Source organism: Erwinia sp. MYb416, assembly GCF_037479575.1.
GTDB classification, from domain to species: domain Bacteria; phylum Pseudomonadota; class Gammaproteobacteria; order Enterobacterales; family Enterobacteriaceae; genus Erwinia; species Erwinia rhapontici.
Window position 1 is genome coordinate 240,970 of sequence record NZ_JBBGYT010000437.1, and the last position, 12,374, is coordinate 253,343.

Consider the following 12,374-nt stretch of genomic DNA (forward strand, 5'->3'; position numbering starts at 1 on the left):
ATTTTTGGCCGGTGTCAGTAAAGGTAAAAAAAACCAGATATTTCCAAAATTATGCTATCTTTCTGCAAACATACCGCGTGGTATCTTTTAGCCGAAAACGTCATGATTAAACATCCCACATCATCTCATTCACTGCGCGAAGCGCTCTGCTGTGAACGGGGTTATAAGCGTAAAAAACAACCGGAACAGGTCAGGGCGGCGCTGATCCACTCCGCTGCCGAACTTGCCGCCCTGGAGGGGCTGACAGGCGTCACTGTGCAGGCCGTTTCTGCTGCTGCGGGCGTGACGAAAGGCGGGTTCTTTCATCATTTTCCCCATAAGCAGGCCCTGCTGGATGCGGTCTTCGAGAGTTTGCTCGCGGAGAATGAACAAGCTATTGACCGTGTCATGGCCGCTGACGAGCCATCATCCGGTTGCTTCACGCGTGCGTATATTAGCGTGGCGTTTGATGACATTTTACAGGCGGAGAAAAGCCTGAGGATCCCGTTATCGCTGTCGATGATGGCATCACCCGAGCTGTGTGAACGCTGGTCGTTGTGGCTGGCGGGGCGACTGCAACGCCACCACGAGACGGACAGTCTTCCACAGCATGAGGTGGCACGACTGGCGGCCGATGGCGCATGGCTGGCCTATTCACTGGGTAATGCCCGCGGCATTCGTGACGCGTTATCCCTGAAAAACATTTTGCTGACACTCACCAGAGAGCGACCTTTATCGTGAAAACGACCTTCAAACAGGAAGTTGTTCATCAACTGCTGCACTGGCTGGAAGGGAATATCCATACGCCGCTGACCATTAACGACTTTGTTGAAAAGTCGGGCTATTCAAAATGGCATCTGCAACGTATTTTCAAAGAGGTGACCGGGCAGAAGCTGGCATCGTATTGTCGTCAGCGGCGGCTGACCTCCAGTGCGGTGATGCTGCGTCTGTTTGATAAACAGATCGACTCCGTTGGCAGTGAGCACGGTTTCTCCAGCCATAACGTCTACCACAAAACCTTCAAGCGCCATTTCAATGTGACGCCCGCACAGTATCGTGATGCGTTGCACTGGTCATGCAAAGGGTTGTGTCCGCCGATTAACCTCAGCGAAATGGCTGTTCCTGAAGGTCAACTGGTCGAGCTGGATGCGATGACCTTGCAGGGGCGCGTGACGGATTATGCTTTCACGCTGGATACCATTTGCCACTTTTGCTGGGATCAACGCGCCATTTTATGGCGGGAGCGACTGGCGTCAGCGGTGGCAAAACCCACCGCGCTGTACGGTCTGACCAATGTGATCAAAGGTGGCCCGCGTGCCGATGATTGCGCCACCCTGCAGTACCTGGCTTGCTTTGATCCTGATACGGCAAGTGGGGAAGAGCCTTTGGTGCAGGTGGATATCGAAAAGCAAACTTATCTGCATTTCACTTTCAGCGGCGATGTGCAGCAGTTCGCTGATTTCATCAAGCTGATTTATGAACATGCTCTGCCGACAGCGGGCGCGGTGCGCCGTGATGGCTACGATATTGAGCGCATCGATCCGCAGCGCATCAGAAGTTCCGCTACCGGTCGCATCGACTACTATGTGCCAGTGATTGTCTGATTGCAGGATCGGGTATGCCCGTTCCCTGTTATCCAGGGACCGGGCATATAACCGTAAACTGTCTGTCGGTGTTATTTCAGCAGTTCAGCTGTCATGTGAACGCCATTGTTGGTATTGGCTTCAGTAATTTTGTAAGACGATGCACCCGCCTGCTGTGCCTGAGCGGCGATACTGGCTTCTGCGCTGTCCAGCGTTGAACCGGTTGCTGTCACGCTTTGTGCGAAGCTGGCGAAAGAAACGGTAGAAAGCACGATAACTGCTGCAAAAGTTTTGATGGATTTCATGGGGTAGTTCCTTTATTAAGTTTGTATGATTGAGGCTTGTTGCCTCGTTGAAAGCAATACTACGCTTGCTAATGAAGTAGTGATAGCGGAGTGATTTGCTCATCTATATCAAATAATTTGATTGAAAATTGACGGCGTTTTACATTGCTTGCAGAACGCTGACTGACAACGTTATTTCACGCAGTAGATTGACGTTGCATGACATTGGCTGCCCGAAAATAGTTCTTCCTTTCGCGTAATAATAAAAATGATTATCATTCAACTTAATGCTACGCTCAGGCGGCCGCTTTGCTCTGTCGCCAGTGAGAACCTATCGTGTCAGCGTTTGAACAGTATTACGTAGAAGTCCTGCGCTTTCTGACGCGTAAGCTGCGCGACCGCGACAGCGCCCAGGAGATGACGCAAGAAACGTTCAGCCGGGCGTTGACGTTGCCATCCGGTGGGCCGGTGCAATCACCGCGCGGCCTGCTCTATCACATCGCACGTAACCTGCTGGTCGACCGCTATCGCCATCAGCAGCGTCAATCCCATGAAAACCTTGATGACATCGATGAATCCTGTATTGTCGCACCCGGCGGCTGGCAGCCTGAGGCTCAGGCCGAAAGCAGCCAGTATGCGGCTCAACTGGTGGCGACTATCGACAGTCTGCCACCGCGCTGTCGTCAGGCGTTCGTGCTGCACCGTTTTGACGGGCTCTCACAGAATGAGGTGGCGAAGCAGATGGGGATTTCTACCAATATGGTTGAAAAACATATTATTCGGGCGATGACGGCCTGCCGGGAATGCAGCGAACGCTGGCAGGACAGCAAGGGATAATGCGATGAATACCTCTGATTCCTCACGCACCGAACGGGCGGAGAAAGCCCAGCACTGGCTACTACAACAGCAGGCAGGGTTAACGCCCCGGCAGCAGCGGGAGTTTGCGCGCTGGCAGGCTGATGACGACAATGCTGCTGAGTTTGCCCGGGCGCAGCGCCTGTGGCAGCAACTGGGTGCGTTGCCTGCGGCTGATATTGCCCGCTTGCGCCAGCAAACCCGGCGCGAACTGTCCGCCCCGACACGGCGGACCCGACTGCTTTGGCCTGCACTGGCGATGCTGTTGCTGGCGGTGCTGGTCTGGCCTGCCTGGCAGAGCCTCGCCCCGGCTCAGTTCGAACAGAGCTACGCCACTGCACGCGGCGAACAGCGTCTGATTACCCTTCCTGACGGCAGTGAACTGAATCTGGATGCAGGCACCCGGCTGCGTGTTGCTTTTTATCCGCAGCGGCGCGAAGTGTGGCTGGAGCAGGGGCAGGCCTTTTTCCAGGTGGCGCATCAGGCAGAACGCCCTCTGACGGTGCGTAGTGGCCCGTCACGGGTGACGGTACTCGGCACCGCCTTCAGCGTTCGTTATATTCCGCACTCGATGAGTGGGGCAGGGGTGGATGTCGCAGTGCGTTCCGGTGCCGTGCGCGTTGGCCCGCTGTCAGGCTGGGAATACAGCTGGTGGCGACTGGTGAAAACCGTTGGACTGTCTCAGGCTGATGCTCATCTTCAGGTGCTGCGCGCCGGGCAACAGGGCCGCAGTGATGCCCGTGGTTTGCTGGTGGCAGAAAACGCCATTGCTCCGCAGGCGGTCGCCCCCTGGCAGCAGGCGCGAGTCAACTTTGATAACACCCCGCTACCGCTGGCGCTGGCCGAATTCGCCCGCTACGGTGCGGTGAACTATCAGGCAGATCCGCAGCTGGCGGATTTGCGCATCACAGGAAGTTTCGAATTGCAGCGGCTGGACAGTTTTGCCAGAGCGCTACCCGCCGTGCTGCCGGTGGTACTGAAGAAGCAGGGTGACAGCACACTGATCGTGCCGCGTAACAGCAAAGCAAAAAAGTCGTAAAAAAAATGGCGATGTGACGTCAGGGTTTTGTCGACCTGTGCGTCTACTAAGGGAAATGATTCTTATTACATAACCTTTGGGAACTGACACATGGCTCTGTTTACCTTTGCTGCACTGCCGGGAAAATCTCTTAAATACAGCGCAGTATCGCTGGCTATCGCACTGAATACGCTGGCGCCTTATGCTGCTGCGGCAAGTACAACCGTGGCAGTTTCACTGCCGCAGCAGCCGTTGTCGTCGGCGCTGAACGCGCTGGCACAACAGGCTGGCGTTCAGCTTATCGTTGCGCCATCGGCGGTCGCCAATAAAACCGCCCCTGCCGTGAGCGGCACCATGACGCTGGAAAGCGCCCTCGACCGCCTGTTACAGGGCAGTGGCCTGCACTACAGTCGCCAGAACGATATGGTCACCGTCGAGCCGGGCGATACCCTGGATGGCAACACGCTGACAGTCACCGCCAACAGCGGCCAGCAGGGCGGCAGTGTTCCGCAGCAGACCAGCAGCGCCACCAAAACCAACAGCTCACTGCTGGACGTCCCGCAGTCAGTCTCCGTGATCAGTCGCCAGCAGATGGACCGCCAGAACGTACAAAGTGTGACGGAAGCACTGCGCTATGTGCCGGGGGTAAAAACCGAAACCTACGGCGTTGACCCAAAAGGCTATGACTGGATTTATATTCGTGGCTTCAATGCATTAACCACTAACGACTATCGTGACGGTCTGCGCCAGCTCAACAACAGCTACAGCTATTTCCGTACCGAGCCGTATGCACTGGAACGCATCGATGTGGTACGCGGCCCGTCATCCACCCTGTTTGGCCTGGGTGATGCCGGTGGCATTATCAACCGCGTCAGCAAACTGCCGACCGCCCAGGGCGTGCATGAAGTGGAAGTGCAGCTTGGCAACTTCGACCGCCGCCAGCTGCAGTTCGACCTTAGCGACAAGATTAATGATGACAGCCGTTATCTCTACCGTCTGGTGGGGGTAGCGCGCGACAGCAATACCCAGTTCCAGTACGCCAACGGCCCGAAAGTGAAAGATGATCGCGTGTATATCGCCCCCTCATTCACCTGGCTGCCGAATGCCGACACCAGCCTGACGCTGCGTGCCGACTACCTGCGCGACAGCTCCGGCGGCACCATCGCCGTATTGACGGAGCCTGATGGCAAAGTCACCGATACGCTGCTGGGCGATTACAGCTATAACCATTTCCGCAACGAGCAGTTCACCGTGGGTTATGAGTTTAGTCATCAACTGAATGATGCTATCCAGCTGCGCCAGAACCTGCGTTTTGGTCAGACCGATACCATCCTCAATAACCTGCTGCCGGGCGCGACGGATTACACCGCAGGCACCCAGGCACGCAATGCTGTGCGTTTTGATGAGCATATGCAGGCGTTCAACATCGACAACCAGTTACAGGCTGATTTTGCCACTGGTACGATCAATCACACCTTGCTGACCGGCATCGATTACAGCTGGCTGGACGGTAACGCAAAACGCTTTAACCAGGCTGCTCCGACGCTGAATATCTTCCAGCCCCAGTACGGTGTGGATATTTCTGACCCGACCACGCTGGTGAATAATAACAATCAGACCACCTCCCAGCTTGGCGTCTATGCGCAGGACCAGATCTCCCTGACGCCGAACTGGCTGCTGACCTTGGGTGGGCGACATGACGATATCAGTATGCGTACCCAGAACAACCTGACGGAGAACACCAACTGGTTGGATAAAGATGCCTGGACCGGTCGCGCCGGGTTGACCTGGCTGGTGGGTAACGGCCTGGCGCCGTATATCAGTTATGCTGAGTCCTTTACGCCGAACAGCGGTACAGACAGCAGCAATAATACGTTCACGCCGAGTAAGGCACACCAGGTTGAGGCCGGGATCAAATACCAGCCTGATGCTGACCTGTTGATGACGCTGGCAGCCTTTGAAATCACCAAAACGAATGTGCTGACCAACGAACTGGTCAATGGCCTGGCGACCGGTTACCAGACGGCCTCGGGCGAAGTGCGTTCACGCGGTATTGAGTGGGAAACCCAGGCGCAGCTGACGCACAATCTGCATGCGCTGGCGTCTTACAGCTATACCGATACGGAAATCACCAAGAGCAATGACGGCGTGCAGGGCAATAAACAGGCTAACGTCCCGAAACATATGGCGTCAGTATGGTTGAGCTATGGCTTCACCCAGGGCGTGTTGAATGGCCTGACGCTGAACAGCGGCGCACGCTACGTCGGCAGCATGTATGGCGATAATGAAAATACGGTGGCGGTGAAGAACTTTGCTCTGGTTGATGCGGGCGCTGCGTATAAGGTTAACCAGCATCTGACCTTCGGGATGAATGTGCAGAATCTGCTGAACCATCAGTATGTTGGCACCTGTGACGGCACCACCAGCTGCTATCCGGGCCAGGAGCGTACGTTGATTGGTTCCGTGAAATATAACTTCTGATGTCACAGGGATTGTGGCGGCGGCGCGACTGCCTGAAAGCGCTGTTGCTGGCACCGCTGGCGTTCAGTCGCGATCTGTACGCGCAGCCGCTGGCGACAGATCGCATTGTGGCGATTAACTGGGCGGCAGCGGAGCTGATGCTGACGCTCGGGATCACGCCGCTGGCGATCTCCGACAGCGGCTATTTTCGCCGCCGCATCCCCGACCCGGTGCTGCCTGCCGTGGTCAGGGATATCGGCCCTTACTGGGAACCCAATCTGGAGTATCTTGCCCAACTGCGGCCATCACTGATCCTCAGTGATGCGCTGTCGCCGTCAATCCTGGCGGCGCTGGCGCGGATTGCTCCGGTGGAAGTGGTGAATATCTACCCGGCGGAGGGGGATGCCTGGCAGTCGCTGTGTGACTGGCTGCTGCCGCTGGCGGCCCGGCTTAATCGTTTGGCGCAGGCACAACAATTGCTGGATGCGGCCAGCCAGCATCTGGCTGATTTACGACAGCAACTGGCGACGCGTGCGCGTCCGAAAGTGTGTGTGGCGGTGCTCAATCAGGACGGTAAGCATGCCACGGTTTATGGTCAGCACAGTCTGGTGCAGTGCGTACTGGATCGGCTGGGGCTGGAAAATGCCTGGCAACAGCCGAGTAACCGCATTGGGTTGGCGAATGTCAGCATCGATCGTCTGGCGACTCTGGCTGATACCCGGCTGTTTTATAGTGAATTGCCCACCACCGCTGACCGGCTGCGCAAGGCACGGCAGTCCAGCGCGTTGTGGCAGCATCTTCCTCTGGTGCAGCAGGGCGATGCCGTCCCGCTGCCCCCCTTTTTTCCGTTTGGTGGTGTACGCACCGCCCTGCGTCTTGCCGACAGCCTGGCGCTGCGGCTGCTGAGTGAACCCTGATGTCACGCTATGCGCCGCTGGCGCTGTTCTGCGGTTTGCTGCTGTTGGCGCTGGCGCTGACGGCCCACCATCTGTTGCCGTTGTTGCACGACAAGGGCAACGGTCACCTGCTGCTGCACTACAGTTTTCTCCCCCGACTGACGATCAGCCTGCTGGCCGGAGGCGCACTGGCGCTGGCCGGTCTGCTTTTCCAGCAGGTACTGCGTAATCCGCTGGCCGAACCTGCCACTCTTGGCGTAGCCGCTGGATCGAATCTGGCGATTGCGCTGGCGCTGGTGCTGGCACCCGGTCTGCTGGTGTGGGGGATGGCACCGGTGGCGCTAGTGGGCGCGGGCATCACCACTCTGTTACTGCTGTTGCTGGTGGCGAAGCAGCAACTGGCGACGCTGAACATCCTCCTCGCGGGCATGGTACTGAGCCTGTATGCCAGCGCCATTTCTACGCTGCTGGTCATGTTTAACCACGACTATCTCAGCGATTTGTTCAGCTGGCAGGCGGGGGCACTCAGTCAGAATGGCTGGGACAGTGTGCGTCTGCTGCTGTTGCCGTTGCTGCTGCTGAGTGGTGGAAGCCTGCTGCTGGCTCGACCGTTAACGCTGATCGGTCTGTCAGAGCAGAGTGCCGCCAGCCTCGGCGCTTCACCGTTGACCGTTCGCCTGCTGACGCTGTTGATCGCCGTGGCGCTCAGTGCGTTGGTCACCAGTCAGCTAGGCATTATCAGCTTTATTGGCCTGGCGGCTCCCGCACTGGTGCGGCTGCTGGGCGTACGCCGTTTCAGCCAGCAGTTACCCTGGACCCTGGCCTTTGGGGCATTGCTGTTATGGCTGATTGACCAACTGGCACAGTCACTTTCTCCCGCAGCGGGCGATGTGCCAACCGGCGCGATTACCGCATTATTCAGTGCGCCGCTGATCCTGCTGCTGCTGTCCCGCCAGCGGACCATTCGTTTTCCTCAGGCCGCAGCGGATGTACCTGCTTTTTCTCCACCATTGGGTGGCCGTAAGATCGCACTACTCCTGTGCCTGCTGTTGCTGACGATCGGCTTGTCGCTGGGATGGAATCGTCAGTTCACTGAAGGGATGCTGCTGGCGTGGCGCTGGCCGCGGCTGCTGGGATCGCTGGCTGCCGGAGCGATGCTGGCGGTGGCGGGTGTGTTAATTCAGCGCCTGACGCGCAACCCGCTGGCCAGCCCTGAGTTGCTGGGCATCAGCAGCGGCGCATCCCTGGCGATACTGCTACTGTTTATGCTGGCGGGACCGTTATCATGGATGTTTCCTGCCGCGCTGCTCGGCAGCCTGCTGGCGACCGGGGCGATGTTGTGGCTGGGGGCCCGGCGGGGTTTTCAACCACAGCGTCTGGTGCTGGTGGGGTTGTGTCTGACCAGTATCAGCGGCGCGCTGACCAGCCTGCTGATGCTAAGCGGTGACCCGCGTGCGTTGCAATTGCTGAACTGGAGCACTGGCTCGACCGCAGGTATCACGGCCAGCGTTGCGTTGTTCGGGGCAGGGCTGGCGGTCGTGTTGATTCCTTTGACGCTGCTGCTCCGGCGTGGTCTGCAACTGCTGGGATTGGGCACACAGCCCGCGCAGTCGTTGGGGCTGCATTTGCGTACCCATAGTCTGTTAATTCTGCTGCTGGCGGCGGCGCTAACGGCGGGCGGTACGTTGTTGATCGGGCCGCTGAGTTTTGTCGGACTGATCGCTCCACAGCTTGCTCGCTACAGTGGTGCGCGCAGTGTGTCCGCTCAGATTGGGTTGGCAGCATTGCTGGGGGCAACGCTGATGGTGCTGGCCGACTGGCTCGGACGTAACATCGCCTGGCCGTGGCCCGTTTCGGCAGGGATACTTTGCTCACTGATCGGCGCACCCTGGTTTTTATGGCAACTACGTCGGCGCTGAATGAGTGCCGACGCATCTGCCTGCGACTGATATTGGCCAGTCCGGCGGTGTCTCTCTGGCTGTCAGGTGGTCAGCAGCTGATGTAGCGCCTGTAAATCACGTTTCACCCATTCCAGTTCCTGGGCGAATTTTTCATCCGACAGCAGTGGCTGGCGAAATACGGTGATTAACACCTGTGAGCCCTCTTCGTTGGCGACAATGCGCATAGGAACGAAGATTTCTTTGCTATAACCGCTGTCAATATAGTGGTCCATAATGCAGAACGGGTTATGTTCGGTGAAGCGTACTTTGACCGGTCCCTGTGGGCCACGCCCTTTCCAGCTATTGCCATCTGGCTCAAGCGGCCCCTGACTCAGACCCGAAGCCCACTTGGGGAAAAACTCCGGTTTCCAGATCGTTTCATACAAATCTACCCAGTTACGATGGATAGCCAGGCTAAGAGTATGTGAGGACAGCATAATACCTCCGGTCAGTGGTCAATAACGGATTTAACCATCCTGAAAGGAAGATGGGAAGGAGGAGCGTTCCATTGTGTTAACTGGGTAGCGAAGCGCGAGGACTGAAGCGACAAACGTGAAGGCGGTCTGACCTGAATAAGGTCCCTCACCGCTAGCGCAGCTTTCCGCTACGGTGAGGAATCTTGTCATTTACATGCTTTTTATTTCAGCATGCGAGGTTTCTACATCATAACGTCCGTGGAAACAGAGATCGATTGGATGAGGATGCCAGTCAATAAGCCCTCTTATTTCAAAAAGAATCATACCATTTTTCGTGGGGTGCTCTTCGGTAAGTAGCGAACGCACCATCAGTGATTCAGGAATAATCCTTGTTTCAAATCTCAAGATCGCTGTTCTGATATTTTTTTCAATCGAATGCCATCGATGCTGATTGGCAAAGCTTCCGACCAGGGCACTTACGCCATAGTTTACCACTGAATCGGCGACCAGATTGTGCCTGTATTCATCAAGACTGTCTTCGATGTTGGTGTTATTCAGCATCGTAGCGATATCTTTCTGAACAATTGATCGCATCTTTCTCGAATCAAAAAAAAATTCATCAAAGCGTTCACTACTTTTTTTCGGCTCGTCATCCTGCAGTCTTTCCAGTAATGTAGGCAAAAACTGCCTTTTCTTTTCCATCACTGAATCCTCAGGCAAACGTTATTTTTCCGCTTTCCAGTAAAGAGAAATCACCTGCATCGGTAATGATGACCTTGCGTCCTGATCCTTTGGAACAGGTGGCAGAGACATCTTCCCACTCTGTGACTAAACCGAGTTTGGCATCCTTACTGGCATTTTCCATCAGGGGATAGCGTGAAGGGATGTAACCGTAATACACATCGCTATGGGTCTGAATATGGGCTTTAGACCAGATCAGATCGATGATTTCTTTAGGTTTTTCAATGCTTAATGATTTTATCTCGGAGAAGGGTACCCAACGGTAACCACCGGCAGCGATAAACTCACAGGCAGGCCCAATACGCCCGTCACTGTCTGAAATCCAGGAAAAGGACCCTATGTGCGGACTTTCCCCGGCGCTTCCATTCACCAATGAGAAAGCCTGGCTACGCAGTTCGTCCTGCTCGTTCAGCGCTCCGTCAGACAGTAACTTGTTTGCCTGATTTAACAAGTTAATCCATTCGGGTAACTCAAGATTGAGCATGCCAGGTAAGCGTTCGCCACGCAGCACTTCTTCTCTGATTAATTCACTGAATATCAGGTTTTTTGCAATTTCCACTTCTTGTAATGAATCACTATTAATGACTTCGATGGTTTGCAGTTGCATCAATGCTTTTTGCCACGAACCTTCAATACAGTACAGTTTGTAGAGTGTTTCACGTAAGGAGATATCATCAGGTTTAGCTTTAACCTGAGACAAACAATTCGCCAGAACCTCCTCAAGTGAGGCGGTCTTCAACGATCCATATAATGACTTTGTAGTATCCATCTACTTTTCCTTCAGAGTATATTTTAGTAATGACTGTCCAGACCAATCTTATAAAGATCCTGGAAAGCAAGTTCAGGTATAACTTTTTTCTCTTTTGCCGTGAATTTTTCCGGCGCCAGTAGCATTAATATTTCATATTTTTCTTCTTCATACAGAACATCATCCTGCAGGTTGGCAACTTCAAGTTCATCCCAGACTTTATCAATCAGTGAAGGAGCATCCAGAATACACTCCATGATGGTTTTCGATTGCATATCCGATCGGGTAGCATCAAAGAAACCATCATCATTAATAACGTAATGAGATTTTTTTTCATCCTTATTATAAAGATTGCTGTTGATCTGCCCCCAAATCAGGAACTTCTTATATTCAGTTTCTAGCGGCTTAATTGCATCATTCTCACTGACTCTTTCCGAGAACATCTCATTTGAGTAATTAAGATCGGCAATATAATGAGCGCCACTCGGTAAAATATCTTCTATTTCAGGAATGTGAGTGTTGCTTCTGTCGGTTTCATAGCCATTCAATGTATAGAACATATCATCAAGAGCCGTCGTGCTCTCGCTCACCACTGCCTGAATATTATAATGGCCTATTTGTATTTCTGAACCTAAATTCAGGGTGCGAATTTCGTTCTTTTCAACAGGGATCCCATCAATGATACAGACATAATCGCTACAGGCATTGAAAACGGCGAACCCGGCGAGTGTCCAGTAAAAATACACAGTATTCTCTTCTGGTAGAGCAGGATGCTCGTCTGAAAACTCCCCCTTTATGACGTTGAAGCCCACACGCGCTTCTGATGTATGAGATTCATCAAGTTTGAAGCGATAGTGTTGATCAGGCCAGGTGATTGATAAGTACATTATTTATCCACCGATATAAACATCACCAGAACCACTGGCGACTGCGGCACCGCATCCGCAGACGTCTCCCAGACGGGCTGCGTTGCAACTATTGATAAACACAGATCCCGAACCGGAAGCAACCGGTGCAGCACCATGAATGGCACAGGTCGCAACGCTGCCGCCCGTGATAGCGGCGTTAGAGCTGTTGATCGTGGTATCGCCTGAACCTGAAACAATCACTCCACCGTGGCAGACTGCATCACTAACTCTGGCTGCATTTTGCATAAATCACCTCATGTTGATTAATTCATGATCAAGTAAAAAGGGCCCGAACTGTTTCGCCATGATTGGCTTGAGTCAGGTCCGGCCCTTTTAGTGTTTATCCCCGTTGCTTAGGGGCCCCACGTCGGGGTCACCGGCGGTTCGGTCACAGGCGGCTTGGTCACAGGCGGCTCGGTCACCGGCGGTTCGGTCACAGGCGGCTTGGTCACTGGCGGCTCGGTCACCGGCGGTTCGGTCACAGGCGGCTTGGTCACTGGCGGCTCGGTCACAGGCGGCTTGGTCACTGGCGGCTCGGTCACAGGC

General features: G+C 54.7%; 14 protein-coding genes. 7 read left to right on the plus strand and 7 right to left on the minus strand.

Going from position 1 to position 12,374, the window contains the following annotated elements:
• The first annotated feature begins 102 nt into the window (after nt 1-102).
• Together WH277_RS09320 and WH277_RS09325 are read left to right on the plus strand one after the other, a co-directional pair.
• Nucleotides 103-720: a TetR/AcrR family transcriptional regulator gene (locus WH277_RS09320; protein WP_339505367.1), complete on the plus strand. Its 618-nt coding sequence runs from the start codon at nt 103-105 to the stop codon at nt 718-720.
• Nucleotides 717-1,583: a helix-turn-helix domain-containing protein gene (locus WH277_RS09325; RefSeq protein WP_133844543.1), complete on the plus strand. Its 867-nt coding sequence runs from the start codon at nt 717-719 to the stop codon at nt 1,581-1,583. The genes WH277_RS09320 and WH277_RS09325 overlap by 4 nt, the downstream gene beginning before the upstream one ends.
• Before the next feature lie 71 nt (nt 1,584-1,654).
• Here the strand turns inward: WH277_RS09325 and WH277_RS09330 are convergent, their stop codons facing one another.
• A complete protein-coding gene (locus WH277_RS09330) occupies nt 1,655-1,867 on the minus strand; it encodes a YdgH/BhsA/McbA-like domain containing protein (protein ID WP_133844541.1) in 213 nt (70 codons plus the stop codon).
• 315 nt (nt 1,868-2,182) lie between these two features.
• On the opposite strand from WH277_RS09330, the gene WH277_RS09335 reads away from it, so the two are divergent.
• The 5 genes from WH277_RS09335 (at nt 2,183) to fhuB (ending at nt 8,994) form a co-directional block, all read left to right on the plus strand.
• Nucleotides 2,183-2,683, plus strand: coding sequence for an RNA polymerase sigma factor (locus tag WH277_RS09335; protein WP_133844539.1), 501 nt, complete (start codon nt 2,183-2,185; stop codon nt 2,681-2,683).
• A gap of 4 nt (nt 2,684-2,687) precedes the next feature.
• On the plus strand, nt 2,688-3,740 hold the full coding sequence (locus WH277_RS09340; RefSeq protein ID WP_339505369.1) for a FecR family protein: 1,053 nt from the start codon (nt 2,688-2,690) through the stop codon (nt 3,738-3,740).
• Between the two features lie 90 nt (nt 3,741-3,830).
• Nucleotides 3,831-6,200 (plus strand): TonB-dependent siderophore receptor, encoded by a 2,370-nt coding sequence (locus WH277_RS09345; RefSeq protein ID WP_339505371.1) that lies wholly within the window; start codon nt 3,831-3,833, stop codon nt 6,198-6,200.
• Complete coding sequence (locus WH277_RS09350; protein WP_339505373.1) at nt 6,200-7,096, plus strand: ABC transporter substrate-binding protein; 897 nt, start codon at nt 6,200-6,202, stop codon at nt 7,094-7,096. The genes WH277_RS09345 and WH277_RS09350 overlap by 1 nt, the downstream gene beginning before the upstream one ends.
• Nucleotides 7,096-8,994, plus strand: coding sequence for a Fe(3+)-hydroxamate ABC transporter permease FhuB (gene fhuB / locus WH277_RS09355; RefSeq protein ID WP_159338368.1), 1,899 nt, complete (start codon nt 7,096-7,098; stop codon nt 8,992-8,994). Before WH277_RS09350 ends, fhuB begins: the two co-directional genes overlap by 1 nt.
• Before the next feature lie 62 nt (nt 8,995-9,056).
• Here fhuB and WH277_RS09360 read toward each other — a convergent pair whose 3' ends face one another.
• The 6 genes from WH277_RS09360 to WH277_RS09385 all read right to left on the minus strand — a co-directional run.
• Complete coding sequence (locus WH277_RS09360) at nt 9,057-9,452, minus strand: polyketide cyclase (RefSeq protein ID WP_133844529.1); 396 nt, start codon at nt 9,450-9,452, stop codon at nt 9,057-9,059.
• 189 nt (nt 9,453-9,641) lie between these two features.
• Complete coding sequence (locus tag WH277_RS09365) at nt 9,642-10,133, minus strand: type VI secretion system baseplate subunit TssE (RefSeq protein WP_167864207.1); 492 nt, start codon at nt 10,131-10,133, stop codon at nt 9,642-9,644.
• Between the two features lie 10 nt (nt 10,134-10,143).
• Nucleotides 10,144-10,941, minus strand: coding sequence for a type VI secretion system accessory protein TagJ (locus tag WH277_RS09370; protein WP_133844525.1), 798 nt, complete (start codon nt 10,939-10,941; stop codon nt 10,144-10,146).
• Between the two features lie 23 nt (nt 10,942-10,964).
• Nucleotides 10,965-11,807, minus strand: a complete 843-nt coding sequence (locus WH277_RS09375; protein ID WP_171149466.1) for a TagK domain-containing protein — start codon at nt 11,805-11,807, stop codon at nt 10,965-10,967.
• Between the two features lie 3 nt (nt 11,808-11,810).
• The gene (locus tag WH277_RS09380; RefSeq protein ID WP_133844521.1) at nt 11,811-12,074 is read right to left on the minus strand and encodes a PAAR domain-containing protein; all 264 of its coding nucleotides are present in this window, start codon (nt 12,072-12,074) and stop codon (nt 11,811-11,813) included.
• A 107-nt stretch (nt 12,075-12,181) separates the two neighbouring features.
• The coding region (locus tag WH277_RS09385) for a hypothetical protein (protein WP_339505378.1) at nt 12,182-12,374 on the minus strand (193 nt) is incomplete at its 5' end.